The organism is Saccharopolyspora terrae (assembly GCF_004348435.1).
Classification (GTDB): Bacteria; Actinomycetota; Actinomycetes; order Mycobacteriales; family Pseudonocardiaceae; genus Saccharopolyspora; species Saccharopolyspora endophytica.
Genome location: NZ_SMKS01000033.1, coordinates 21,346 through 47,099, shown reverse-complemented (window position 1 = coordinate 47,099; position 25,754 = coordinate 21,346). Strand labels below are relative to the sequence as shown.

Below are 25,754 nucleotides of genomic sequence, written 5' to 3'. Positions count from 1 at the left end.
CGCCGAATCGGAGAGGCATTGCGGGAGCGCTTCCTGCTCACCGCCGTGCGGCGGACTGAGCCCGGAGAACCCGGTTGCCCGGGGTCATCGCCACCCTGGGACCCGATGAGTCTAGCCCACGGCCACCGGCTGCTCCTGAGCCGGGGGCCGATGTGCGGCGGAGCACCGTGCGGGCGCCGCCTGCGGATAGTCTCGGCTGCGACCGATCCTAACGTGCGTGGGAGGTTCCCGGGTGTTGCGGACGCTGAGCGCGGCGACTGCCCGCCGCTGGGCGGACCTGGCCATGTCGGCGCTGTCGGCCGAGCGCGAGGCGATCGACCGGATCAACGTCTTCCCGGTCGCCGACGGCGACACCGGGACAAACCTGCTGCAGACCATGCGCGCGGCGGTGCGCACCCTCGACGAGGCCGCTCCGGACACCCTCGGCGGCGTGTTCGCCGCGCTGGCCAAGGGCGCCCTCGGTGGCGCATGCGGGAACTCCGGGATGCTGTTGTCGCAGGCCATCAGGGGTGTGGCCGAGCAGCTGCGGGACGCCGAGACCGCGGACGGCGTGGCGTGGCGGGAGGCCCTGCGGCGAGCCGATGAGCTGGCCCGGCGGGCCGTCGCCGAGCCGCAGGAGGGAACCGTGCTGTCGGTCCTGCGCGCCGCGGCCCGCGGTGCGCAGCACTCCGAGGACCTCGCCGAGGTGGTGCGCTCCTCGACGCGCGCGGCGATCGACGCGCTGGCCGCCACGCCCGCGCAGCTGCCGGTGCTGTCGGAGGCGGGCGTCGTCGACGCGGGCGGGCGGGGCCTGGTGATCCTGCTCGACGCGCTGCACGCGGTGGTCGTCGACGGCGAGTGGCTGGCCCCGAACTCGCCGGTGCCCGCCGAGTCGGACCTGCTGGAGCACGAGTCGAGCTTCGACTACGAGGTCATGTACCTGCTGGCCGACACCGACGCGGAGCGGGCCGAGTCGCTGCGCGGGCGGCTGGGAGGCCTTGGCGACTGCGTGTCGGTCGTCGGTGACGGAGCCGACGCCTGGGCGGTCCACGTGCACTGCGACGACATCGGGGGAGCGATCGAGGCGGGGGTCGAGACCGGCCGGGTGCACCGGATCAAGGTGACGCGCTTCGCCGATCAGCAGGCCGCCTACGCCCGCGACGTGGCGGTGCTGGCGTGCGTGCCGGGGGACGTGCTCGGCGAGGTCTTCGCCGCCGAGGGCGCCGATGTGCTGGTCACCGGCTCGATCCCGGTCCCGGCGGAGCTGCGGGAGGCGATCGTCGGCACCGGTGCCGGCCACGTGGTCGTGCTGCCCAACGACCTGGACACGGCCCTGGTCGTGGAGCGGGCCGTGGCCGGTCAGTCCGGCGAGGGACCCGAGGTCGTGGTGGTGCCGACCGCGTCGCCGGTGCAGGGGCTGGCCGCGCTGGCGGTGCACGATCCGCACCGGCGCCGCGCCGACGACCAGGTCGCGATGGCCGAGGCCGCCGCGGCGACCCGTCGCGGTGAGCTCTACGTCGCCGACGCCGAGGCCCTGACCTGGGTCGGTCGGTGCCGTCCCGGCGACATCCTCGGTCTGATCGACGGGGAGGTCGTGCTCATCGGCGAAGACCTGACCACCACGGCGCGGGAGCTGCTGACCCGGATGCTCACCGCCGGTGGTGAGCTGGCCACCGCGCTCGTCGGCGACAACACCCCGCCCGAGCTGCCCGGGGAGCTGTCGGCTCACCTGCGTCGCGCCCACCCCGAAGTGGAGATGACCAGCTACCCGGCGGGCGCTCTGGACTCGTTGCTGCTGATCGGCATCGAGTAGTTCCGCTCTGCGCGCGGGGGCCTCCGGGTTCCCCTCGTTCGTCGTGCCCGGTTCCGAAATGAACCGGATGGTGCTAGTTTCATTGGCACCATGTTGCTCACGTTGGACATCGAGGACGGGCGGCCGCTGCACGAGCAGGCCGCCGATGCGATCCGGCGCGCCATCGCCGACGGGGAGGTCGAGCCGGGTGACCGGCTGCCGCCCGCCCGCGACCTGGCCGACGCGATGAGCATCAACGCCAACACCGTGCTGCGAGCGCTGCGCGAACTGCGCGCTGAGGGCCTGCTGGAGTTCCGCCGCGGCCGAGGGGTGACCGTGCTGCGGCGTCCCGACCCGGAGACGGGGCTGCGCGCCCAGCTGCGCGACCTGGTGGCCGAGGCGCGGCGCCGGGGCTTCACCACCGCCGACCTGGCGCGGTGGATCGAGGAGGAATCGTGAACCACCGCAAGGCATTCCTGGTCCTGTCGATCGCGTGGACGGTGCTGGTGACCGTCGCGCTGGTCCTGCCGATGGTCGTGCTGCGCGAGCGGCTCCCGGACCCGATCGCCACCCACTTCAGCGGCTCCGGCGTTCCCGACGGATCCACGTCCCTGGCGACGTTCCCACTGGTCGTGCTGCCGGGGTGGGTGCTGTTCGCCGGGTTCGCGGTGGTCGTGGGAGCGGTGGGCGAACGCCGGGCGCACCGGGCGGGTTCGGCGGCGGTCCTGGGTGCGGTGGCCGCCTTCTTCGGGGGCATCACGGCCTCGACGCTGTGGACGAACCTCGACCACACCGCCTGGCAGGACACCCGGTTGCCGATGTGGCACGTGCTCCCCGTGCTGGTGGGGGCGGCGGTGGCGGGCTTCGCCGGCTGGCTGGTCGGCAACCGGGGCCCTGACGAGTCTGGAGCCGAATCCGACGAGGTCGATGGCACCGCCGGGCTCGACCTCGAACCGGGTCGCCGAGCGGTGTGGATCTCCTCGGTGTCCAGCCGGGTCCTCGTCATCGTCGGAGCCGCCGGGGTGCTGGTGGGCGTGGGGATGGTCGTCCTGACCGGCTGGCAGGTCGCGCTGCCCGCGCTGCTCGTGGGAATCGTCGTGTCAGCGCTGTCGACGGTGCGCATCCGCGTCGACGAGCAGGGCGTGCGCGCCGCGTTCGGCCCGCAGCGCTTCCCGGTGCGCCGGATCCGGTTGGAGCAGATCAGCAGCGCCCGGGTCGCCAGCCACCGCGCCCTGGAGGTCGGCGGCTGGGGTTATCGGGTCCTTCCCGCCACGACCGCGATCATGCTGCGCGGCGGCGAATGCTTGGTGCTGCGCCTAAACTCCGGGCGCGACTTCGTCATCAGCGTGGACAAGCCCGATCGCGGGGCGGATCTGATCAACGCGCTGCTCGCGGAGCGCTCGGCGATGTGAGCGTGCCGAACCTCGTCGCGCCCGCGCGTCGTCCCGGGTGGTCGGCGGTGATCACCGGCGGTGCCGCTAACCTCGAACCGAGTCATCAAGTGACGCGGGAGACAGCAGTGCGCATCCGGAGCCGGTACGTGTGGTTGATCGCCGGCTGGACGCTGTCCGTGGCCGTGCTGATGGTCGCCGTGCCGCTGCTGGTGGGCGCGCGGCTGCCCGAACCCATCGCCGTGGAGTGGACCTCCACCGGATCACCCGAGAGTTCGAGCTCGCTGCGCGATTTCCTGGTCGGCAAGCTGGTGTGGTGGCTGGTGGTCGCCGCGGTGTGGAGCGCGCTGGTGCTGCGCGGGGTGCTGCGCGCGCGGGCCACCGCGCTGGCCGCGGCCGTGATGGCGGTGTTCGGCTGGGTGATGCTGGGAACCGTCGTGTTGACCACGATCGCCAACCTGGACGCGCCGGACTTCCGCGACGCCACCGAACTGTCCGGCGAGGGCTGGCTGCTGCTCGGCGCGCTGCCGGTGGCGTGGGCCGGCTGGCGGGTCGGCGGCCGGGAAACCGTCGGTGCCGCCGAGTAGCCTGCGGTGCCATCCGAGTACGCAGGCGGAGGACTTGCAGTGACCACATTGGACGCGAAGCTCGACCGGTTGTTGGGTGCCAAGACTGGCAAGGCGCTCGAGTCTGCGCTGGGCCTGGTCACCGTCGGCGATCTGCTGCGGCACTACCCCCGCCGCTACGCCGAGCGCGGGGAGCTGACCGCGATCGCCGGGCTGGAGCTCGGCGAGCACGCGACCGTGCTGGCCAAGGTCGAGCGGGTCACCAAGCGCACCATGAAGTCCCGCCGCGGCACGATCGTCGAGGCCCGCATCACCGACGGGCACCGGTCGCTGTCGTGCACGTTCTTCAACCAGGCGTGGCGCGAGCGGGAGCTGATCCCCGGCAAGCGCGGCATGTTCGCGGGCAAGGTCACCGCCTTCCGCGAGCAGCTCCAGCTCGCGCACCCCGAGTACCAGCTGTTCGACTCGGAGGCCACCGACGTCGGTGCCGTCGCCGAGGAGTTCGCGAGCGCGCTGCTGCCGGTCTACCCGTCGGCGCAGGGTTTGCCGTCGTGGTCGATCGCGCGCTGCGTGAAGCAGGTGCTCGACGTGTGGGACGGGACCGACGACCCGCTGCCGACCGAGCTGCGCGAGCGCCTGGGCATGTCGGTGCTGGAGGAGGCGCTGCGCAAGATCCACCTGCCGCAGAACTTCGGCGAGGTCGCCGCGGCGCAGGAGCGGCTCAAGTGGGACGAGGCGCTGGCCGTGCAGCTCACGCTGGCGCAGCGGCGCAGCAACACCAAGTCGCACCCGGCGCCGGTGTGCGAGCGCCGCGACGACGGAGTGCGGGTGGCCTTCGACGAGCGGATGCCGTTCGAGCTCACCCAGGGCCAGCAGGAGATCGGCGAGCAGATCGCCACCGACCTCGGCACCGAGCACCCGATGAACCGCCTGGTCCAGGGCGAGGTGGGCAGCGGCAAGACCGTGGTCGCGCTGCGCGCGATGTTGCAGGTGGTCGATGCCGGGCGGCAGGCGGCGATGCTCGCGCCGACCGAGGTCCTGGCGGCGCAGCACGCTCGTTCGCTGCGCGAACTGCTCGGCGACCTGGCCATGGCCGGGGAGCTGGGCGGGGCGGAGAACGCGACGCGGGTGACGCTGCTGACCGGTTCGCTCAACACCGCGCAGCGGCGCAAGGCGATGCTGGAGGCGGCCTCCGGCGAGGCGGGGATCGTCGTCGGCACGCACGCGTTGATCCAGGACAAGGTGTCCTTCGCCGATCTGGGGCTGGTCGTGGTCGACGAGCAGCACCGCTTCGGCGTCGAGCAGCGCGACGCCCTGCGCGCCCGTGCGGGTGAGGAGACCGCGCCGCACGTGCTGGTGATGACGGCGACGCCGATCCCGCGCACGGTGGCGATGACGGTCTACGGCGATCTGGAGACCTCTGCGCTGCGCGAGCTCCCGCAGGGCCGTTCCCCGATCAGCACGAGCGTGGTGCCGGTGGCTGAGAAGCCGGCGTGGCTGGACCGGGCGTGGGCGCGGATCCACGAGGAGGTCGCCGCCGGGCACCAGGTCTACGTGGTGTGCCCGCGCATCGGTGACGACGAGGAGCCCTCGGGCAAGGGCAAGAAGTCGAAGAAGCCCACTGTGGATGACGGTGACGGCGAGGAGCCGCCGCCGGACGACGGTGGTGAGCAGCGGCGTCCGCCGGTCGCGGTGATCGACGTGGCCGAGCAGCTGGCGGCCGGGCCGCTGTCGGGCCTGCGGCTGGGGATCCTGCACGGCAGGCTGGCCGCCGACGACAAGGACGCGGTGATGCGCGCCTTCGCCGCGGGCGAGCTGGACGTGCTGGTGGCGACCACGGTGATCGAGGTCGGCGTCAACGTTCCCAACGCGACCGTCATGGTGATCATGGATGCGGACCGGTTCGGCGTCTCGCAGCTGCACCAGCTGCGCGGCCGGGTCGGCCGGGGCAGCGCGCCGGGGCTGTGCCTGCTGGTCACCGAGGCCATGGGCGGCACGACGACGCGCGAGCGGCTGGACGCGGTCGCCTCCACCACCGACGGTTTCGAGCTGGCGCGGCTGGACCTGGAGCTGCGCCGGGAGGGCGACATCCTGGGTGCGGCGCAGTCGGGTCGCAAGTCCGGGTTGAAGATGTTGTCGTTGTTGCGCGACGAGGACGTGATCGCTCAGGCGCGCGAGGAGGCGGACCGCTTCGTCGCCGCGGATCCCGCGCTGCGGGAGCACCCGGGGTTGGCCCGGATGGTGGCCGAGGTCGTCGACGAAGAGCGCGCGGAGTACCTCGAAAAGTCCTGATCGTCTTCCGGTAGGACGTGAATTTCCCGGATGCTGGGCAGTTTTGGCCTGAACTGCTCGGGAAAATGCGACACGACCCCCGGGCGGTTCGGACCAGAACCGCCCCTTGCTGTCGCCCGGATGGCCGCGAGGTGACCTCCAGGCTTCGAATAGGCGATCGAAAGTTCTGCGACGGGAAAGAAGTCATGATTTTCTTTCCGCTACAGCTTGTGTGCGTCACGCGTTTGAGCTGGTCATGAGGGGTGCCGAGGTCTTCGTCACCTGACAGGTTCTCCCGTTAAGGGGAATTTTCGCGGTAGTGTCACTCACACCGACCGACGCCTGTTATCCGAGGGAGCCGGCATGTTCCGCAAGGTGCTCGTCGCCAACCGCGGCGAGATCGCGATTCGCGCTTTTCGCGCCTCCTACGAGCTGGGAGCGGGGACCGTCGCGGTCTTCCCGCACGAAGATCGCAACTCGCTGCACCGCCTGAAAGCCGACGAGTCGTACGAGATCGGCGAACCCGGCCACCCGGTCCGGGCCTACCTGTCCGTCGACGAGATCATCAAGGCCGCGCGCCAGGCGGGAGCCGACGCGGTCTACCCGGGCTACGGCTTCCTCTCCGAGAATCCCGAGCTGGCCGGTGCGTGCCGCGAAGCAGGCATCACGTTCGTCGGTCCGCGCCAGGAGATCCTGGAGATGACCGGCAACAAGGCCACCGCCGTGGCCGCCGCGCGCGAAGCCGGCGTGCCGGTGCTGGACTCCTCGGCCCCGTCCCGGGACATCGACGAGCTGCTGGCCGCCTCCGAGCAGATGACCTTCCCGGTCTTCGTCAAGGCCGTCGCCGGTGGTGGCGGTCGCGGCATGCGCCGCGTCGATGACCCCTCCGCGCTGCGCGAGGCGCTCGAAGCCGCCATGCGCGAAGCCGAGTCCGCCTTCGGCGACCCGACGGTGTTCCTGGAGCAGGCCGTGGTCAACCCGCGGCACATCGAGGTCCAGATCCTCGCCGACAGCCACGGCAACGTCGTGCACCTCTTCGAGCGCGACTGCTCCGTGCAGCGGCGCCACCAGAAGGTCATCGAGATCGCCCCGGCCCCGAACCTCGACCCGCAGCTGCGGGAGCGGATCTGCGCCGACGCGGTCGCCTTCGCCCGCAAGATCGGCTACGTCAACGCCGGAACCGTCGAGTTCCTCGTCGACGAGCGCGGCAACCACGTCTTCATCGAGATGAACCCGCGCATCCAGGTCGAGCACACGGTCACCGAAGAGGTCACCGACGCCGACCTGGTCCAGTCGCAGCTGCGCATCGCCGGTGGCGAGTCGCTGGAGGACCTGGGCATGACCCAGGACAAGATCCAGCTGCGCGGCGCCGCCCTGCAGTGCCGCATCACCACCGAGGACCCGGCCAACGGGTTCCGGCCCGACACCGGCATGATCAGCGCCTACCGTTCGCCGGGCGGCGCGGGCATCCGCCTCGACGGCGGCACCGCCTTCGCCGGCACCAGCATCAGCGCGCACTTCGACTCGATGCTGGTCAAGCTGTCCTGCCGGGGCCGCGACTTCCAGACCGCCGTGGGTCGCGCCCGCCGCGCCCTCGCCGAGTTCCGGATCCGCGGTGTCTCCACGAACATCCCGTTCCTGCAGGCGGTGCTCGACGACGACGACTTCGCCGAAGGCCGCGTCACCACCTCGTTCATCGACCAGCGCCCGCAGCTGCTCACCGCCCGGCACTCCGCCGACCGCGGCACCCGGCTGCTCAACTACCTCGCCGACGTCACCGTCAACCGGCCCAACGGGGCGCGCCCGAGCGCGGCCGACCCGAGCTTCAAGCTCCCCGAGGTCGACCTGACAGCCACCCCGCTGCCCGGCTCGAAGCAGAAGCTCACCGAGCTCGGCCCGGAGGGCTTCGCGCGCTGGATGCGCGAGGCCAACAACGTCGGCGTCACCGACACCACCTTCCGCGACGCCCACCAGTCGCTGCTGGCCACCCGAGTGCGCAGCAAGGACCTGCTGGCCGTCGCGCCGCACGTGGCGCGGATGACGCCGGACCTGCTGTCGGTGGAGTGCTGGGGCGGCGCCACCTACGACGTCGCGCTGCGGTTCCTCGCCGAGGACCCGTGGGAGCGGCTGGCCAAGCTCCGCGAGGCAATCCCCAACATCTGCCTGCAGATGCTGCTGCGCGGCCGCAACACCGTCGGCTACACGCCGTACCCGACGGAGGTGACCGAGCACTTCGTGCAGGAGGCCACCGACACCGGCATCGACATCTTCCGGATCTTCGACGCGCTCAACGACGTCGAGCAGATGCGCCCGGCCATCGAAGCCGTGCGCAACACCGGGAAGTCCGTCGCCGAGGTCGCGCTGTGCTACACCGCTGATCTGTCCAATCCGGACGAGAAGCTGTACACACTGGACTACTACCTGCGGCTCGCCGAGCAGATCGTCGAGGCGGGCGCGCACGTGCTGGCCATCAAGGACATGGCGGGACTGCTGCGCGCGCCTGCCGCGGCGACGCTGGTCACCGCGCTGCGCAACGAGTTCGGCCTCCCGGTCCACCTGCACACCCACGACACCGCGGGCGGGCAGCTGGCCACCTACATGGCCGCCATCCAGTCCGGTGTGGACGCCGTGGACGCGGCGACCGCGTCGATGGCCGGAACCACCTCGCAGCCCGCGCTGTCGTCGCTGGTCGCCGCGACCGACTACACCGAGCGCACCACCGGCCTGGACCTGCAGTCCGTGTGCGACCTGGAGCCCTACTGGGAGTCGGTGCGCAAGATCTACCAGCCCTTCGAGGCGGGCCTGGCCTCGCCGACCGGCCGCGTGTACTCCCACGAGATCCCCGGCGGTCAGCTGTCCAACCTGCGCACCCAGGCGGTCGCGCTCGGTCTCGGCGACAAGTTCGAGGAGATCGAGGCCATGTACGCGGCGGCCGACCGGATCCTCGGCCGGCTGGTCAAGGTCACCCCGTCCTCCAAGGTCGTCGGTGACCTCGCCCTGCACCTGGTGGGTGCGGGCGTCGACCCGGCCGACTTCGAGGCCGAGCCGCGCAAGTTCGACATCCCCGACTCGGTGATCGGCTTCCTGCAGGGCGAGCTGGGCGACCCGCCGGCCGGCTGGCCGGAGCCGTTCCGGACCCGCGCGCTGGAAGGCCGCACCACCACCCGCAAGATCGCCGAACTGTCCACCGAAGATCGCGACGGGCTGGTCAACGACCGGCGCAACACGCTCAACCGGTTGATGTTCGCCAAGCCCACCAAGGAGTTCCAGGACCACCGCGACGCCTACGGCGACACCTCGCTGCTGCGCAGCAAGGACTTCTTCTACGGCCTCAAGCCGGGGGAGGAGTACTCGGTGGACCTGGAGCCCGGCGTGCGGCTGCTCATCGGGCTGGAGGCGATCAGCGAACCCGACGAGCGCGGCATGCGCACCGTGATGGCGGTGCTCAACGGGCAGCTGCGACCCATCCAGGTGCGCGACCGCTCGGTGGCCAGCGACCTGCCGGTCGCGGAGAAGGCCGACCGCTCCAACCCGGGTCACGTCCCCGCCCCGTTCGCCGGTGTGGTCACCCTCGCGGTCGCCGAAGGTGACGCCGTCGAGTCGGGCCAGACGGTCGCGACGATCGAGGCGATGAAGATGGAGGCCGCCATCACCGCCCCGCAGAGCGGTCAGGTCAAGCGCCTCGCCATCGGCGCGGTGCAGCAGGTCGAGGGTGGAGACCTCATCATCGAACTCGGCTGACCCTGAGCAACGGACCCCACGACGCCGGACCCCTGGAACGGGCCGCTTCCCCCGCGGGAGGCGGCCCGCTTCGTTCGCGGCTTTCGAATTTCGCGCGAAATTCGACCTCGAACTTTGGCGGTCGAATTTCGCGCGAAATTCGAAAGGTCGAGGGCGCGCGGGAGCTGCGGGTGGAGCGTCCTTCATCCGATGCGGTGAATGCGGGGATGTGCGGCAACTGGATCGCGTTGAGCCCCCGTGTCTTCGGCAGCGGACTACGACGCGATCGAGACAGGGGGACGTCATGCGCGAGCGGGTCATGGCGGGCGCGTGGGCGCTCGTGGCCGCGGGGCTGATCGCCGGGAGCGGTGCGGCTGCGGCCGACGTGCAGCAGGTCGACTGGCACAACGCCGAATTCGAGGTACCGCAGGTGGGATCCTGCCCGAGGCAGGTGGTTTCGTTCACCGACGGAGCCGGTGAAGCCGGAGACCGGGTCTACCGGTTCACCCCGGACAAGCCGATCGGCTACGCCGACGTGACCGGCGAAGGGGTCGAGGACGCCCTGATCCTGATCGAGTGCGGGCCGCGGGACGCCGAGTACTCCCGGGCGTTGATCGGCATGACCACGGACCCGGGTGGCGCCGCGCCGCGCACGCTGGGAACCGTGGTCAGCCCGCCGGTGTGGACCCAGGTGCCGGAGGAGTTCCAGGTGTTCCACCACGACATCGCCGTGTGGATCAACGACTTCGACACCGGCCAGGGCCACACCGAGCACTACCGCTGGGCCTCCTCGGCCCAGGCGTTCGTCCGGATCGACGGTCAGTAACCGGCCTCCGACCAGGACGCCAGGATGCCGGTGACCTGCTCGCGCTGCTGCGAGGACAGGCCACCGGCCGGTGGCCGGACCCCTTCACCGCACAGCCCCTGCTGGGCCAGGGCCTCCTTGACCACCGCCACGTTGCAGGCGGTGGCGTCCTCGGCCCGCATCTTCTCGAACGGGGCGATCAGCGACCACAGCCGCCGGATCTCGGCCCGGTCGCCGCTGCACAGGGCCAACAGGTAGTCCAGCGAGAGCCTCGGCGCGACGTTGACGCCGCCCGAGGTGAAACCGGCCGCGCCCAGCGGCCAGAACGACGGCGCCCACCGCTCGGCGAGCCCGCAGGACCAGGCCACCCGGTCGGCGCCGAGCGCGGCGCAGATCTCGCCGAAGCGCAGCGGATCGGCGACCGCGTACTTGATGCCGACCACGTTGGGGCACGCGTCGAACAGCGAGCCCAGCGCGTCGGCGTCGATGCGGGAATCCTTGACGTAGAGCACGAAACCGAGCCCTGGCGCGGACTGTGCGATCAGCCGGTTGTAGGCCGCCCACCCGGCCACCGACTGGTGCGGGTGCACCGGCTGGTGCAGCATCGCCAGCGGCGCGCCGAGCTGCTGCACCGCCACCGCCATGTCCTGGGCGGTGGCGATGTCGTAGCCGATGCCGGGCATCACCACCGAGTCGCCGGCGGCGGCCATCGTGACCTCGTTGGCCCGCTGCCACTCCTGGCGGGACAGCGCGTAGAACTCGCTGGTGTTGCCGTTGGGCGTGATCACGTGGACTCCGGCCGCACCCATCCGCGCCACGATCGCCTCGTAGCCGGACCAGTCGGGTGCGCCCGTGCCGTCGAACGGGGTCACGGTGATCGCGGTGACCCCGCGCAGCGCGTTGACGCTGGTGGACATCCGAGCCTCCGCTCGCGTCAGTGGATCGCCGGTTCGGGCGCGCCGCCGGTGCCTTCGAGGAAGTCGAAGTCGCAGCCCTTGTCGGCCTGGGTGATGTGCTGGGCGAACAACTTGCCGTAGCCGCGCGAGAAGACCGGTTCCGGCCGCGTCCACTCGGCCCGTCTGCGCTCCAGCTTCTCGGCGTCGACGTGCAGGTCGAGCCGGCGTCCGGGCACGTCGAGCTCGACGACGTCGCCGTCGCGCACCAGCGCCAGCGGCCCGCCCGCGACCGACTCCGGCGCCACGTGCAGCACGCAGGTGCCGTAGCTGGTGCCGCTCATGCGCGCGTCGGAGATCCGGACCATGTCCGTAACCCCTCTTCGCAGCAGCTTCTTCGGGATCGGCAGCATGCCCCACTCCGGCATGCCCGGCCCGCCCAGCGGCCCGGCGCCGCGCAGGATCAGCACCGAGTTCTCGTCGACGTCGAGGTCCTCGGCGTCGATGCGGGCCTCCATGTCGTCGTAGGAGTCGAACACGATCGCCCTGCCCCGGTGCTGCAGCAGTTCCGGACTGGCCGCGCTGGTCTTGATCACGCAGCCGTCGGGCGCCAGCGAACCGCGCAGCACCGCCAGCCCGCCCTGCTCGGTCAGCGGGGCGTCGCGGCGGCGGATCACGTCGGTGTCGTGGATCTCGGCGCCTTCGAGGTTCTCGCCGAGCGTGCGGCCGTTGACGGTGATCGCGTCGCGGTGCAGCAGTTCGCCGAGCTCGGCCATCAGCCCGCGCAGGCCGCCCGCGTCGTAGAAGTCCTCCATCAGGTACTCGCCGGAGGGCCGGATGTTGGCCAGCGCCGGAACCGCGCGGGAGAGGTCGTCGAAGACCTCCAGCGGCAGGTCGACCTCGGCGCGACCGGCCATCGCCACCAGGTGGATCACCGCGTTCGTGGAACCGCCCATCGCCATCACCACCGCGATGGCGTTCTCGAAGGCCTCCCGCGTCAGGACCTCGCGCGGGGTGACGTCCTCCCAGACGAGGTCGACGATCCGGCGTCCGGTGGCCACCGCCAGCTGCGGGTGGTGGGAGAACGCGGCGGGGACCGAGGAACCGCCGGTCAGCGTCAGCCCCAGCGCCTCGGCGGCGGCGGTCATCGTCGAAGCGGTGCCCATCGTCATGCAGTGGCCCGGTGAACGGGCGATGCCGTCCTCGATCTCGCCCCACTCCCGCTCGCCGAGGGTGCCCGCGCGGCGCTGCGCCCAGTACTTCCAGGTGTCGGAGCCGCTGCCGAGGGTCACGCCCTTCCACCGCCCCTTGAGCATCGGGCCGGCGGGCAGGAAGATCGAGGGCACGTCGACGCTGGTCGCGCCCATGATCAGGCCCGGTGTGGTCTTGTCGCAGCCGCCCATCAGCACGCAGCCGTCGATGGGGTAGGAGCGCAGCAGCTCCTCGGTCTCCATCGCGAGCATGTTCCGGTAGAGCATCGTGGTCGGCTTCTGGAACGGCTCCGACAGCGACATCGCCGGCAGCTCCAGCGGGAACCCGCCCGCCTGGAGGACGCCGCGCTTGACGTCCTCGGCGCGCTCCCGGAAGTGCGTGTGGCACGGGTTGATCTCGCTCCAGGTGTTGACGATGCCGATCACCGGCTTGCCCGAGTAGTCCTCGGCGTCGAAGCCCATCTGCTTGGCGCGGGACTTGTGCCCGAACGAGCGCATGGTGTCCACGCCGAACCAGCGGTGACTGCGCAGCTGCTCGGCGGTGAGCCTGGGACGGGACATGCCGGCGAGCCCCCTTCCGGTGTCTGGAACTTCGTCGTTCGCGTGACTTGATTGGTCGGTGTCGTGACCGGGCCGGGTGTGCGGTATATGATATCTCAGATGTCCGACGATGCGAAGGGTCGAAGATGGTGGACACCTCGATCAAGGCTCACGATCCGCTGCCGGAGGGCACCCTGCAGGCGCTGCGCCGCGCGAGCACGGCGACCATCACCACGCAGCTGCTCTCGCGCGGCCTGCGCAACCAGTTCATGCAGGGCCTGCGGGCGCTGAACCCGGCGCAGGTGAACATGGTCGGCGTCGCGTTCACCTTGCGCTACATCCCGGCGCGGGAGGACGTCGACGTGCTGTCGGTGTTCCAGGACTACGACCACCCGCAGCGCAAGGCCGTCGAATCGGTGGGCCGCGGCGAGGTCATGGTCATCGACTCGCGCGGGCAGCAGCGCGCCGCCTCGCTCGGCCACATCCTGGCGACCCGGCTGCTGCACCGCGGTTGCGCCGGCGTGGTGACCGACGGCTCGGTGCGCGACTCGGACGGCTTCGCGACGCTGGAGATGCCGACGTTCGCGAAGAGCCCGTCCGCCAACACCAACCTGATCCAGCACCACGCGGTGGACATGCAGGTGCCCATCGGCTGCGGCGAGGTCGCCGTCTACCCGGGCGACGTGCTCGTCGGCGACTCCGACGGCGTCGTGTGCCTTCCGCGCCACCTGGCCGAGGAGGTCGCCGAAGCCGCTGCCGCGCAAGAACATCTCGAATCCTTCGTCCTTTCCAAAGTGGAATCCGGACGCCCGCTGCGCGGCACGTACCCCCCGGACGAGGCCACCCGCGCCGAGTACGAGGCGTGGGCCGCCGAAAACCCGTGGCGGTGACCGATTTTCGGGCTGACGCAAGTGCGAGGAGAAGCGAGGTGCGGGTTTCCGCCGAGGCAGTGCGCACGCTGATCATCGACGTCCTCGCCGCGTGGGGCATGGACCACGACCTGGCCGAGACCACCGCCGAGGTGATGGCCGAGACGGACCTGGCCGGCATCGACTCGCACGGCGTGTCGATGCTCATGACCTACGAGCAGTTCCGCGCCGAGGGCAGGATCGACCTGCGCGCCAGGCCCACCGTCGAGCGCGAGAACGCCGCATCCGCGCTGGTCGACGCCCACGGCGGCTTCGGGCACCCGGCCGGGGAGTTCGCCATGCGGATGGCCATCGACAAGGCGAGGGCCGGCACCGTCGGCGTGGTGTCGGTGGTCAACTCGCACCACTTCGGCGCGGCCGGTCACTACGCCGAGATGGCCGCGCGGCAGGGCCTGGTCGGACTGGTCACCAGCTCGGCGAACCTGCCCGCCTCGCCGCCCACGGGATCGGTGGTGCCGATGCTGGCCACCAACCCGATCGCCTTCGCCGCGCCCGCCCGGCGCAATCCCCACCTCCTGCTCGACATCGCCACCACCACGGCCGCCGTCAACAAGGTCAAGGTCTACGACTTCCACGGCGAACCCCTCCCCGAAGGCTGGGTGGTCGACGACTCCGCCCAGCCGGTGACCGACGCGCACCGGGCGCTCGGCATCCTCCGCAACGACGACATCGGCGGCCTCACCCCGCTCGGTGGCACACCCGAGATGGGTTCGCACAAGGGCTACGGGCTGAGCATGATGGCCCACGTCCTGGCCGCCACGCTGTGCGGCGGCGCGTTCCCGGCGAGCCGGAAACCCGAGGATCCCCACAACATCGGGCACTTCTTCCTCGCGCTCGACCCGAGCGGGTTCCGCCCACCCGGCGAGTTCGAGGACGACCTCGACGACGCCATCGACCGGCTCCACGCGACACCACCGCTGAACCCGGACGAACCCGTTCTGGTGGCGGGAGATCCGCAGGCCGCCTCACGGGAAGTGCGTCGCCGGGAAGGGATTCCGATGCCGGACACCCTCGTCGAGCAGCTGCGCGGTGTCGCCCAACGCGCGGGAGTGCGCTCAGCTCTCTAAGAAGTCCGCCAGCCGTGCGTCCGCGGTGAGCACGTCGGGATCGATGCGCACGTCCAGCACGCACGGCCGGTCCTCGGCCAGCGCTCTCCTGATCGCCGGCTCCAGCTGGTCGCGCGTGTCGACGGTGTGCCCGGCGGCGCCGAGGCTCCGCGCCCAGCCCGCGAAGTCCACCGCTCCGATGTCCACCGCGGACATCGGGCGGTTGCTCTTGACCTGGTGCAGCGCGATCGTGCCGTACAGGCCGTTCTGGAACACCACCACGACCACGGGCGCCTCGTGCCGCACGGCCGTTTCGATCTCCTGACCGGTCATCAGCGCGCCGCCGTCGCCGACCATCGCGAGCACGGTGCGCTCCGGCGCGACGAGCTTCGCCGCCACCGCCGAGGGGACCGCGTAGCCCATCGCCCCGTTGCACGGGCCGAGCTGCGTGCGCGGCTCGGTGAAGCACCAGTAGCGGTGCGCGAATCCGGAGAAGTTGCCTGCGTCGTTGGTGACCACCGCGTCGCGCGGAGCGAGCCGCCGCAGCTCGCGCACCACCTCGGTCGGGTGCGGGGCGGAGGTGGCGTCGAGTTCCGGTGGGGTCATGAACTCGCGCACCGCCGCGTGGGCGGCCGAGAGGTCACGCCGTCGACCCGGGGTCCTCGCGCGCAGCTCGGCGAGAGCCGAGGGCGGCAACCGCAGGTGGTCCTGCTCGGGCAGAGGGAACCGGAAGCCCTGGCTGGTCACCTCGTCGAGCCGCATGCCCACCGTGAGCACCACGTCGGCGTTCTCCAACGCCTTGAGCTGCGCGCCCGGCACCGACAGGCCGAGGTGGCCGGCGAAGTGCGGGTGGTCCTCGGGGAAGGCGTCCTGCCGCCGGAAACCCGTGTACACCGCGAGTCCGAGCTCCTCGGCGGTCGCGACCAGCTCGCGGTGGCTCGCGCGATCACGTGCTCCGGTGATCACCACGGGACTGCGCGCGGCACCGAGCCGTTCGGCCGCGGCGGCGACGTCGGGAGCCTCGGCGGGCGGCGGCTCGGGAACCGGCAGCGGGCCGGGGAAGGGCTCGTCCCAGAAGTCGCTGGGCACCGCCACCACGGCCGGACCCGGGCGCGGTCCGGTCGCCCGCGCGAGCGCCTCGGCGACCGCGCCCGGGACTTCGGCGGCGGAGGTGGGCTGGGACGACCAGTTGGCCAGCGGGGCGAACATCGCCGCGAGGTCGACCTCCTGGAAGCTCTCCCGGCCCAGCTTGGTGGAGGGGACCTGCCCGAGCAGCACCACCATCGGGGTGTGGTCCTGCCGGGCGGTGTGCACGCCGATGGACAGGTTCGTCGCGCCGGGGCCTCGACTCGCCATCGCCACGGCGGGGACGCCGCGCAGCTTGCCGCACGCCTCGGCCATGAACGCCGCGCCGCTCTCGTGCCGCGTCGAAACCAGTGTCAGCTCCGGTGTTCGGGCGAACGCGTCGAGCAAGCCCAGGAACGATTCCCCGGGCACGGTGAAGCCGTGTTCGACTCCCGCGTCGGCGAGCACGCGGGCCACGGCCTGGGCGACTGTACGCATGAGTTCCTCGCAGCTGTCCGATCCGTCGGCGATGTTGGTATATCATACATCAGGTGGTCGGCCAGGTGCGGAATCCGCTGGTCGCTCGGGTGTGTCGGAACGGCTTGATATATCATCGGGGGCGTGACACAGCTGGCCAGTGATTCCTCCGGACTGCGTCCCCTCAGCGGGCCCGCCAGCCGCACCGACCTGGTCGCGGACTCCATCCGCAACGCGATCCTGGCCGGTGAGCTGCGCCCAGGCGAGACGCTGGTGGAGCGGCGCCTGTCGGAACTGCTCGGCGTGTCGAAGACGCCCGTGCGCGAGGCCCTGATCGGCATGGCCCACACCGGTCTGGTCACGGTGGTGCCGAACAAGGGCATCACCGTCCGCAAGCTCTCGCTCGAAGACGTCCGCAAGGTCTACGAGGTCCGCAGGCTGCTCGAACCGTGGGCCGCCAAGATGACCACGATTGCCGGTTCACCCGACGTGGTCCACCGCGCGCAGGACGCGCTCAACGAGGCCGCCGGGCTGCTCAGCGCGGGCGACAACCACGCGCTGAGCATGGCCAACCGCCGCTTCCACCGGTCGCTGTACTCCGGCTGCGGCAACGCCCTGGTCATCGACCAGCTCGACGACCTGCAGGATCTCACCGCGCTGGGCGTGGTGAACCTGCTGTGGGACCGCTGGCCCACCTGGCGCGAGGAGTTCGTCGAGCACGCCGAGATCCTGGCCGCGGTCAACGACGGAAACGCCGACGAAGCCGAGCGCCTCGTGAGCAAGCACGTCCAGCAGTCCCTGACCAACCTCGAATCGGCCGAGAAGGCCGAGTCCTGACCCTTTTCCGCGCTGCGCGCTGCGCGGCGGCGCCGTGAGGGCCGCTCAGGCACCGCCGCGCAGCGCGAGTCGCGCTCAGAACATCGGTCTTTGCTCGTCCAAGGGCTTGACCTGCACCACGAAGGCGTAGAAGAACGCGCCCAGCACGCACATCGCGCCGGCGAACACCAGCGGCCACACGTAGGCGAACTGCCCGGTGCCCAGCAGGAACCCGATCACGATCGGCCCGATGATCCCACCCAGCTGCGAACCGAAGTTCTGCACGCCGGTCAGCGACGCCACGTTGCGCGGTGTCGGGGCCACGTCCGCCGGGAGCGACAGCAGCGCGCCCGTGGACACCGCCGCGCTGCAGTAGGAGAGGGTGAGGAACACCAGCGCCCACGCCGGATTCGGCGCGATCGAGGCCAGCGCGATCGTCGACGCACCGACCATGCCGATCACCAGCGGGATCTTGCGGGCCATCGCCAGCGGAGTCCCGCGCCGCACCAGCCAGTCGGAGAACAACCCGCCCAGCCAGTTCGCCACCATCGCCGCCAGACCCGGGATCGCCCCGAACAGGCCCAGTTCCAGCAGCGAGAAGCCCTGCTGGTTGACCAGGAAGTCCGGGTACCAGGTGATGAAGAAGTAGATGATCACGCCGCGGCAGGTGTAGCCGGCCACCAGCGCCCAGGTCGTCGAGTAGCGGAACAGGTCGCGCCACTTCATCGGCTGCTTGCCCGCGTCGCCGAGCTCCTTCTCCTCGGTGCGGCCGCCGCCCTGCTCGATGTAGTCGACCTCGGCCTGGTTGGCCCACTTCTGCTTGCGCGGCGAGCGGTAGATCAGCAGCCACGCCACGACCCAGACCAGGCCCAGCGCTCCGGTGACCACGAACGAACCGCGCCAGCCGACCAGCGCGATCAGCAACGTCACCAGCGGGACCGACAGCGCGCTGCCGAACTCCGAGCCGGTGTCGAAGATGGACGACGCGAAAGCCCGCTCCTTGCGCGGGAACCACTCCGACACCACCCGGGCGTTGGCCGACTGCACCGGGGCCTCGCCGATGCCCAGCGCCAGCCGGCAGCCGATCACCCCGGCGAAACCCCTGGTGAGCGCGGTGGCCGCGGTGCCGATCGACCACCACACGACCGCGATCGCGTAGAGCGCTCGTGGGCCGTAGCGGTCGACGAGCCAGCCTCCCGGGAGCTGGAATATCGCGTAGGTCCAGAAGAACGACGACAGCATGACGCCCTTGAGCTCGTCGGAGAACTGGAGCTCCTGCTGCATGGAATCGCTCGCGACGCTGAGGTTCGCGCGGTCGATGTAGGCGATGGCGGTGGCCAGGGCGACCAGGCCGACCATCAACCACCGGATCTGGGACCGCTTACCGGTGGACTGCTTCGGGGCCGCAGTGGACATGGCGGGTTCGTGCATGCAACCACCCCGTCGTGACGCATGATATCTCATATCCCACGCTAGGTGAGCTGCGTTACAGGGTCAACAGGTCGCGGAGGAGAGGTGGCCCGTCGGTCCGGCGGGCCACCTCCGGTGTCAGCTGGGCCGGATCGCCGTGAGCAGCTGGGTGGCCCGGCTGAGGGCGACGTACAGCGCCCTCCGGCCGGTGGTCGATTCCGCGGCGAGGCCGTCGGGGTCGACGACCGCCACCGCGTCGTACTCCATGCCCTTGGAATCGAGGCTGCCGACCACCCTGAGCCTGGGGTCGTCCACATCGGACAACCAGGCCCGCACCTCGTCGCTGCGGTCCATCGTGGTGATGACGCCGATCGTGCCCTCGGCCCGTTCCAGCAGGTCGCGGGCGGCGTCCCGGGTCGTCGCGGCCAGCTGGTCCGCCGGGACCTCGCGCACGTCCGGCTCGACGCCGGTGGTGCGCACCGCCGTCGGCAAGTCGTCCGGGTTGACCAGGTCGCGGACCGCGTCCGAGGCGTAGTCGAAGATCTCCGCCGAGTTCCGGTAGTTCGTGCGCAGCGTGAACTTGCGGTGGGTGCGCTGGGCGCTGAGCGCCTCCTCGCGCGCGGTCGCGGCCTCCGCCGGGTCCGGCCAGGAGGACTGCACGGGGTCGCCCACGATCGTCCAGCTCGCGTGCTTTCCGCGACGGCCGACCATCCGCCACTGCATCGGGGAGAGGTCCTGCGCCTCGTCGATCACCACGTGCGCGTACTCGTCGTAGTTGACGGCGCGGCGCGGCTGCTCCGCCTCGGGCTCGGCCCGGCGGGGGCGCTTGGGCGGCGGGCCGATCTGCACCCGCAGCTCGTCGATCAGCGCGATGTCGGCCACCGTCCACTCGGAGACGTCAGCCCACGACTTGGCCAGCACGTCGACCTCCTCGGCCGCCAGCAGCCGCCGGGCCGCGCGGGCCAGCCGTTCCGGATCGGACAGCCAGCGCAGCACCTGCATCGGGTACAGCGCGGGCCACCAGGCGACCAGGAAGCGGTGGAACTCGATGCGCTCGCCGATCTCGCTGATCAGCTGATCGCGGTCCGGCTGGAAATCGCCGCCGGCCAGGCCCCGGGCCTGCTGCCACAGGGCTTCCAGCAGCGCGTCGGCGGCCTTCATCCGGGTCTTGTTCGGCTGGCCGCCCTTGTTGTGCAGCGTGCGGCGGATCCGCTTGAGGTCGTCGGCCTCCAGCTTGAGCACCGTGCCCCGGTAGAACAGCTGCAACGTCTCCGGGGCGTCCGGCGGCGGCAGGCGCAGCGCGCGACGCAGCACCTTGACCATCCGCGACGAGCCCTTGACCTCGGCGGTGCGCGGGTCGTCGATCTTCCCTGCGCTGATGCCGTCGAGCACCTCGCCCAGCGCGCGCAGCTCCACGTTGTGCTCGCCCATCGACGGCAGCACCCGCGAGATGTAGCTCATGAACACCGGAGACGGGCCGATGACCAGCACGCCCGGCCCGCCGAGCCTGCGCTGCTCCCGGTACAGCAGGTAGGCCGCGCGGTGCAGCGCGACGGCCGTCTTGCCGGTGCCGGGGCCGCCGGTGATCTCGGTGACGCCGCTCTCCGGAGCCCGGATCGCCTCGTCCTGCTCCTTCTGGATGGTGGCCACGATGTTGCGCATCGTCTCGCCGCGCGAGCGGGTCAGCGCCGCCATCAGCGCGCCGTCACCGATCACCCGCATGTCGGACGGAGCCCGGTCCGGGTCGAGCAGGTCGTCGGAGACGTCGACCACCTGCTCGCGCGAGCAGCGGATCACCCGTCGCCGGATCACGTCCTGCGGGTGCTCGGGAGTGGCCTGGTAGAAGGCGGCGGCCAGCGGGGCGCGCCAGTCCACCAGCAGGTTGTCGAAGCGCTGGTCGCGGATGCCCAGGCGGCCGATGTGCACGGCGTCCCCGGTACCGAGGTCCAGGCGGCCGAACACCAAGCCCTCGGACTCGGCGTTGAGCGCCTGCAACGTCCGGTTGGCGTGGTGCAGCATCACGTCCCGCTCGTTGAGCGCCTCGGGCGTGGCCTCCCGGCCGTACTCGTAGCTCTTGTCGCGCATCGCCTCGGCTTCGGAGCGCAGCTCGTCGAGCCGGGCGTACACGCGGTCCACGTGATCCTGCTCGACCGCGATCTCGGCCTGCTTTTCGGATGCTTCGGACACCTGTGACTTTCTCCCGGTCTGGCGCGGTGGGCAGACCCAACAGAGTACGCGCGATGCCGCACCGCCCGACGTGTCCCGCCTGCCGTCGAGGCCGGTTCGCGGGCGTAAGATGCGCGGTGGCGGCGGACCCGCGAAACACCTGCCCACCAGCGGTGCGCGACGATGTCCGGGTGACGCGGATCGTGGCGGGGAGTGCGGGCGGACGACGCCTGGAAGTGCCCCCGAAGGGAACCAGGCCAACTTCCGAGCGGGTGCGCGAGGCGCTGTTCAACTCGCTGGAGACGATGCTCGACATCGACGGCCTCCGCGTGCTCGACCTCTACGGCGGTTCCGGGGCGCTGGGCCTGGAGGCCCTCTCCCGAGGTGCAGGGCACGCCACCTTCGTCGAATCCGACCGCCGAGCCGCCCAGATCCTCAAGCGCAACGTCACCACCCTGGGATTCCGCGACGTGCGCGTCGAGCAGGTCAAGGCCGAGACGCTGACCGCCGCGGCGACCGCCGAACCGTTCGACGTCGTCCTGGCCGACCCGCCCTACGACCTGCCCGGTGACCTGCTGCAACGCGTGCTGGACGGGCTCGTCGCCAACGGCTGGGTCGGGCCGGGCAGCGTGGTGATCGTCGAACGCGCGGTCCGCAGCGGCGACCCGGACTGGCCCGCCCCGCTGGAGGCGCTGCGCTCCAAGCGCTACGGGGACACGTCGGTGCACTGGGCCGTGATCGAACAGCGGTGAGCCAGGACACGTCGATCTGGGGGGTTGCCGTTCCGGCTGCTAACGTCCCAGCACATGAGGCGTGCGGTATGTCCAGGTTCTTACGACCCCGTCACCAACGGGCATCTGGACATCATCGAGCGAGCGTCCGGCCTGTTCGATGAGGTCGTCGTCGCGGTGCTGATCAACAAGAGCAAGAAGGGCTTGTTCTCCGTTGAGGAGCGCCTCGAAATGCTGCGCGAAGTCACCGCCCAGTGGCCCAACGTGCGCATCGACTCCTGGCACGGCCTGCTGGTCGACTACTGCAAGGCCAACGAGATCGGCGCGATCGTCAAGGGCCTGCGCGCCGTCAGCGACTTCGACTACGAGCTGCAGATGGCGCAGATGAACCAGCAGCTGTCCGGGGTCGAGACCATGTTCATGTCGACCAACCCGCTCTACAGCTTCCTGGCGTCCTCCCTGGTCAAGGAGGTCGCCACCTACGGCGGCGACGTCTCCAACCTGCTCCCGCCGAAGATCGAGCAGCGGCTGCGCGAGCGCATCGCCGAGAACGGTTAACCTCCGCAACACCACCCGGTCACGCGAACTTCTGTGAATCTTGCGCGCTTTCCTTCGGGTTCCCGCCATTTCCGCAGCGTGTCGGCCTGCCGCGGTTAGCGTGATCGACATGATGAAGTCAGTTCAGATCCTGCTGGCCGCCCTGCTCGCCGTGGCGGGGCTCGTCGGCTTCCAGTCCAGCGCCTTCTCCGCCGTCCCCGCCCCGGCCGCCGTCGCGCAGGCCGAGTGCGGTGACACCACCGGGTTCGACCAGGTCACCCTGTCGTCCCTGCCGCCCGAAGCCGCCGAGACGGTCGAGCTCATCAAGGCCGGCGGCCCCTTCCCGTACCCCGAGGACGGGCAGACCTTCGGCAACCGCGAAGGGCTCCTGCCCGACTGCGCGGACGGGTACTACAAGGAGTACACCGTGGAGACCCCGGGCAGCGACGACCGCGGCGCCCGCCGCTTCGTCGTCGGCGAAGCCGGTGAGTTCTTCTGGACAGAAGACCACTACGAAACCTTCGCCCTCACCGACATCAACGCTTGATCCTTTTGCTGATCGGTGCGGGTAGCGGAACCTGAGACGCCGTCTGGACTGCGGGTGCCACTCCTGATGTATGTCCAATACACGGCGGAGTGGCCGTCCTCGCCAGACGACGTCTCAGAACCCGCGGCGGTGCCAGTTGCTCAGGTGGTGAAAGAGGAAGCACCTCCGGTGCTTGCCTGACGTGAACAAGGGAACCTTCCTGCCGCCGCTTCTGGTGGCGGGGAGGTTCTTTTCTTGTTCGTGCGCGAACGGTGGCTTGACACGCGGATGGCGGATTTCCCCCGCGTACGGGGGTCGCGCAGGCAGACTGTGGAGGGGAACGGCCCGTGATCGGCATCGCGCGGTGTTCTGACATGCTTGGGCGGCGCGGCGCTGAACGACTGCAGGGAGATCATGGTGTACCGGGTGTTCGAGGCCCTCGACGAGCTGGTCACGATCGTCGAAGAGGCGCGTGGTGTCCCCATGACCTCGGGTTGTGTGGTGCCCCGCGGTGACGTGCTGGAGCTGCTCGACGACGTGCGGGACGCGATCCCGCAGGAGCTCGACGACGCCCAGGACGTGCTGGACCACCGCGACGAGGTGGTCACCAAGGCCCAGACCGAGGCCGACAAGTCGGTCGCGGAGGCCCGCAGCGAGGCCGAGCGCACCATCGCCGAGGCCCGGGCAGAAGCGGAGCAGATGCTCGCCGAGGCCCGCGAGCAGGCCGATCACCTGCTCTCCGACGCGCGCGGCCAGGCAGAGCAGACCGTCACCGCGGGCCGCCGCGAGTACGAGGACTACATCAGCCGCGCCCAGTCCGAGTCCGACCGCATGGTGCAGGCCGGGCGCGCCGCCTACGAGCAGTCGGTGCACGAGGGCAAGGCCGAGCAGGCCCGCCTGGTCACCGACACCGAGGTCGCGCAGGCCGCCAGCGCCGAGGCCAAGCGGATCGCGGAGGAGGCCAACGAGGAGGCCGAGCGGCTGCGCAGCGAGTGCGACGCCTACGTCGACTCCCGCCTGGCCGACTTCGAGGACCTGCTCGGCCGCACGCTGCGCACGGTCGGCAAGGGCCGTCAGCAGCTGCGCAGCCCGATGGGCGCGCCCTTCGACTACGAGGAGTGGCAGCCCTCCGCGGGCGCCAACTGAGCCGCTCCTCAGTCCGGCCGCGGAACCGCCTTGAACAGGGGCTGGTGTCGTTCGCGGCTGGACGTCACGTACGCTGGGAGGGCTGACTTGGGGTGCAGTGCCCGATTCGTCGTGGTCCGTTCCCAAGATCGGCCCAATGCCCATTCACCAAGCACCGAAATTCGTGATGTCTCAGAGCCATGAAACGCGCACTGCGCAAGCCGGCCCGTGGGTGATCGACACCCGGGAAATCGGTCACCGGGCCGGTAGCAGCCGTGCCTACACGCGCAAGGCCCCGGCGCCCGCCGGCTTCGGGCTCGACATGATCAAGGTGCCCGAGGGCGAGCCGGTGGAGCTTGATCTGCTGGCCGAGTCCGTGGTGGAGGGCGTGTTGGTGTCGGGCACGGCGTCGGCCCAGCTGACCGGTGAATGCGTCCGGTGCCTCGACCCGGTCTCCGAGGAGATCGAGATCGAGGTCCGGGAGCTCTTCGCGTACCCGGACAGCGCGACCGACACCAGCACCGATGACGATGAGGTCGAGCGGGTCGTGGACGACCTCATCGATCTCGAACCGGTGGTGCGGGACGCGATGCTGCTGTCGCTTCCCTCGGCGCCGGTGTGCTCGCCGGACTGCCAGGGGCTGTGCTCCGGGTGCGGCGTGAAGTGGGCCGAACTCGCCCCCGAGCACACGCATGAGACCATTGATTCTCGCTGGGCCGCGCTTCAAGAGCGGCTCGGCGGTACCGAAGAGGAGAAGTAGTCGTGGCCGTCCCGAAGCGCAAGATGTCCCGGGCCAACACCCGTCACCGCCGTTCGTCGTGGAAGACCTCGGCGCCGACGCTGGTCGAGTGCTCGAACCGCTCCTGCCGTGAGCAGAAGCTGCCGCACGTCGTCTGCCCGGCCTGCGGTCAGTACGACGGCCGTCAGGTCGTTCAGCCGGCCTGAGCGGCGGTCACGTAGTGGGGGGAAAGCAGTCGAGGGCCCGTCAGGTGGACAGGGCTCCGTTGTTGGCAGCGCTCGGCGTCGAACTGGACGCCGAGCTGCTCACCCTTGCCCTCACCCACCGGTCGTACGCGTACGAGAACGGCGGTCTTCCGCCGAACGAGCGGCTGGAGTTCCTCGGCGACGCGGTGCTCGGACTGGTGATCACCGATCACCTCTACAACGAGCACCCGGACCTGCCGGAGGGACAGCTCGCGAAGCTGCGCGCCAGCGTGGTCAACATGCACGCGTTGGCCGGGGTGGCCCGCGGGCTCGGTGAGGGCGGACTCGGCGAGTACCTGCTGCTGGGTCGTGGCGAGGAGCTCACGGGGGGCCGTGACAAGGCGAGCATCCTCGCGGACGGTTTGGAGGCGGTGCTCGGCGCCGTCTACCTGGCCGAAGGCATCGACGTCGCGCGCGGCGTCGTGCACAAGCTCTTCCAGCCGTTGCTGGCCGAGGCTCCGCAGCGCGGAGCCGGTCTGGACTGGAAGACCAGCCTCCAGGAACTGACCGCCTCCGCGGCTCTCGGCGTTCCCGAGTACCGCGTCGAGGAGGAGGGCCCTGATCACCGCAAGGAGTTCAGCGCTTTCGTGGCGGTCGGTGGCCAGACCTACGGGCGAGGCGACGGCAGCACCAAGAAGGAAGCCGAGCAGAAGGCGGCCGAAGCGGCTTGGCGCCAGCTCAACGAGCAGGTCAACGCCGTTCAGGCCGAGGACTCGGCGGACTCCGCATCGTGAGTCGGTCGGTTCGATCGCGAACCGACCGTGACGAAGGGAC

22 protein-coding genes are annotated in these 25,754 nt (G+C 70.6%); 17 read left to right on the top strand and 5 right to left on the bottom strand.

What is annotated here, in order from left to right; translation table 11 throughout:
• Positions 1–232: 232 nt before the first annotated feature.
• From E1181_RS18755 to E1181_RS18725, 7 genes are all read left to right on the top strand, one after another.
• A complete protein-coding gene (locus E1181_RS18755; RefSeq protein WP_132676551.1) occupies positions 233–1,792 on the top strand; it encodes a DAK2 domain-containing protein in 1,560 nt (519 codons plus the stop codon).
• A gap of 90 nt (positions 1,793–1,882) precedes the next feature.
• Positions 1,883–2,230 carry a GntR family transcriptional regulator gene (locus E1181_RS18750; protein WP_165944669.1) on the top strand — a complete coding sequence of 116 codons (348 nt, stop codon included), beginning with the start codon at positions 1,883–1,885 and terminating at the stop codon, positions 2,228–2,230.
• Positions 2,227–3,183, top strand: a complete 957-nt coding sequence (locus E1181_RS18745; protein ID WP_132676549.1) for a DUF1648 domain-containing protein — start codon at positions 2,227–2,229, stop codon at positions 3,181–3,183. Before E1181_RS18750 ends, E1181_RS18745 begins: the two co-directional genes overlap by 4 nt.
• Before the next feature lie 107 nt (positions 3,184–3,290).
• The gene (locus E1181_RS18740; RefSeq protein ID WP_132676547.1) at positions 3,291–3,749 is read left to right on the top strand and encodes a hypothetical protein; all 459 of its coding nucleotides are present in this window, start codon (positions 3,291–3,293) and stop codon (positions 3,747–3,749) included.
• 39 nt (positions 3,750–3,788) lie between these two features.
• Positions 3,789–6,020: an ATP-dependent DNA helicase RecG gene (gene recG / locus E1181_RS18735; RefSeq protein ID WP_132676545.1), complete on the top strand. Its 2,232-nt coding sequence runs from the start codon at positions 3,789–3,791 to the stop codon at positions 6,018–6,020.
• A gap of 342 nt (positions 6,021–6,362) precedes the next feature.
• On the top strand, positions 6,363–9,740 hold the full coding sequence (locus E1181_RS18730) for a pyruvate carboxylase (RefSeq protein ID WP_132676543.1): 3,378 nt from the start codon (positions 6,363–6,365) through the stop codon (positions 9,738–9,740).
• Between the two features lie 283 nt (positions 9,741–10,023).
• Positions 10,024–10,545: a hypothetical protein gene (locus E1181_RS18725; RefSeq protein ID WP_235876867.1), complete on the top strand. Its 522-nt coding sequence runs from the start codon at positions 10,024–10,026 to the stop codon at positions 10,543–10,545.
• On the opposite strand, the gene E1181_RS18720 is transcribed toward E1181_RS18725, so the two are convergent.
• Both E1181_RS18720 and araD read right to left on the bottom strand, forming a co-directional pair.
• Positions 10,539–11,441 (bottom strand): dihydrodipicolinate synthase family protein, encoded by a 903-nt coding sequence (locus E1181_RS18720; protein WP_132676541.1) that lies wholly within the window; start codon positions 11,439–11,441, stop codon positions 10,539–10,541. The genes E1181_RS18725 and E1181_RS18720 overlap by 7 nt on opposite strands.
• Before the next feature lie 17 nt (positions 11,442–11,458).
• On the bottom strand, positions 11,459–13,189 hold the full coding sequence (araD, locus tag E1181_RS18715) for an L-arabinonate dehydratase (protein WP_132676539.1): 1,731 nt from the start codon (positions 13,187–13,189) through the stop codon (positions 11,459–11,461).
• Positions 13,190–13,314: 125 nt separating this feature from the next.
• Here araD and E1181_RS18710 point away from each other — a divergent pair, with 125 nt between their 5' ends.
• Both E1181_RS18710 and E1181_RS18705 read left to right on the top strand, forming a co-directional pair.
• Entirely contained in the window at positions 13,315–14,058 is a 744-nt protein-coding gene (locus tag E1181_RS18710; protein WP_132676537.1) for a ribonuclease activity regulator RraA, read from the top strand.
• 38 nt (positions 14,059–14,096) lie between these two features.
• The gene (locus E1181_RS18705) at positions 14,097–15,164 is read left to right on the top strand and encodes an Ldh family oxidoreductase (protein WP_132676535.1); all 1,068 of its coding nucleotides are present in this window, start codon (positions 14,097–14,099) and stop codon (positions 15,162–15,164) included.
• Here E1181_RS18705 and E1181_RS18700 read toward each other — a convergent pair.
• Positions 15,153–16,706, bottom strand: coding sequence for a thiamine pyrophosphate-binding protein (locus E1181_RS18700; protein ID WP_132676534.1), 1,554 nt, complete (start codon positions 16,704–16,706; stop codon positions 15,153–15,155). The two genes, E1181_RS18705 and E1181_RS18700, sit on opposite strands and share 12 nt — an antisense overlap.
• Positions 16,707–16,829: 123 nt before the next feature.
• Here E1181_RS18700 and E1181_RS18695 point away from each other — a divergent pair, with 123 nt between their 5' ends.
• A complete protein-coding gene (locus tag E1181_RS18695; protein ID WP_235876866.1) occupies positions 16,830–17,522 on the top strand; it encodes a GntR family transcriptional regulator in 693 nt (230 codons plus the stop codon).
• A 75-nt stretch (positions 17,523–17,597) separates the two neighbouring features.
• Here the strand turns inward: E1181_RS18695 and E1181_RS18690 are convergent, their stop codons facing one another.
• Together E1181_RS18690 and E1181_RS18685 are read right to left on the bottom strand one after the other, a co-directional pair.
• Positions 17,598–18,932, bottom strand: a complete 1,335-nt coding sequence (locus E1181_RS18690) for an MFS transporter (RefSeq protein WP_207922207.1) — start codon at positions 18,930–18,932, stop codon at positions 17,598–17,600.
• 117 nt (positions 18,933–19,049) lie between these two features.
• A complete protein-coding gene (locus E1181_RS18685) occupies positions 19,050–21,098 on the bottom strand; it encodes a HelD family protein (protein ID WP_132676532.1) in 2,049 nt (682 codons plus the stop codon).
• A gap of 170 nt (positions 21,099–21,268) precedes the next feature.
• Here E1181_RS18685 and rsmD point away from each other — a divergent pair, with 170 nt between their 5' ends.
• From rsmD to rnc, 7 genes are all read left to right on the top strand, one after another.
• The gene (gene rsmD / locus E1181_RS18680; protein ID WP_132676530.1) at positions 21,269–21,829 is read left to right on the top strand and encodes a 16S rRNA (guanine(966)-N(2))-methyltransferase RsmD; all 561 of its coding nucleotides are present in this window, start codon (positions 21,269–21,271) and stop codon (positions 21,827–21,829) included.
• A gap of 54 nt (positions 21,830–21,883) precedes the next feature.
• The gene (gene coaD, locus E1181_RS18675) at positions 21,884–22,366 is read left to right on the top strand and encodes a pantetheine-phosphate adenylyltransferase (RefSeq protein ID WP_132676528.1); all 483 of its coding nucleotides are present in this window, start codon (positions 21,884–21,886) and stop codon (positions 22,364–22,366) included.
• Between the two features lie 109 nt (positions 22,367–22,475).
• Positions 22,476–22,892 (top strand): ribonuclease domain-containing protein, encoded by a 417-nt coding sequence (locus tag E1181_RS18670; RefSeq protein WP_132676526.1) that lies wholly within the window; start codon positions 22,476–22,478, stop codon positions 22,890–22,892.
• 396 nt (positions 22,893–23,288) lie between these two features.
• Entirely contained in the window at positions 23,289–24,017 is a 729-nt protein-coding gene (locus E1181_RS18665) for a DivIVA domain-containing protein (protein ID WP_132676587.1), read from the top strand.
• Between the two features lie 166 nt (positions 24,018–24,183).
• A complete protein-coding gene (locus E1181_RS18660) occupies positions 24,184–24,756 on the top strand; it encodes a YceD family protein (RefSeq protein WP_165944671.1) in 573 nt (190 codons plus the stop codon).
• 2 nt (positions 24,757–24,758) lie between these two features.
• Positions 24,759–24,941 carry a 50S ribosomal protein L32 gene (gene rpmF, locus E1181_RS18655; RefSeq protein ID WP_125091036.1) on the top strand — a complete coding sequence of 61 codons (183 nt, stop codon included), beginning with the start codon at positions 24,759–24,761 and terminating at the stop codon, positions 24,939–24,941.
• A 14-nt stretch (positions 24,942–24,955) separates the two neighbouring features.
• On the top strand, positions 24,956–25,714 hold the full coding sequence (gene rnc / locus E1181_RS18650; RefSeq protein ID WP_132625405.1) for a ribonuclease III: 759 nt from the start codon (positions 24,956–24,958) through the stop codon (positions 25,712–25,714).
• Positions 25,715–25,754: the final 40 nt, after the last annotated feature.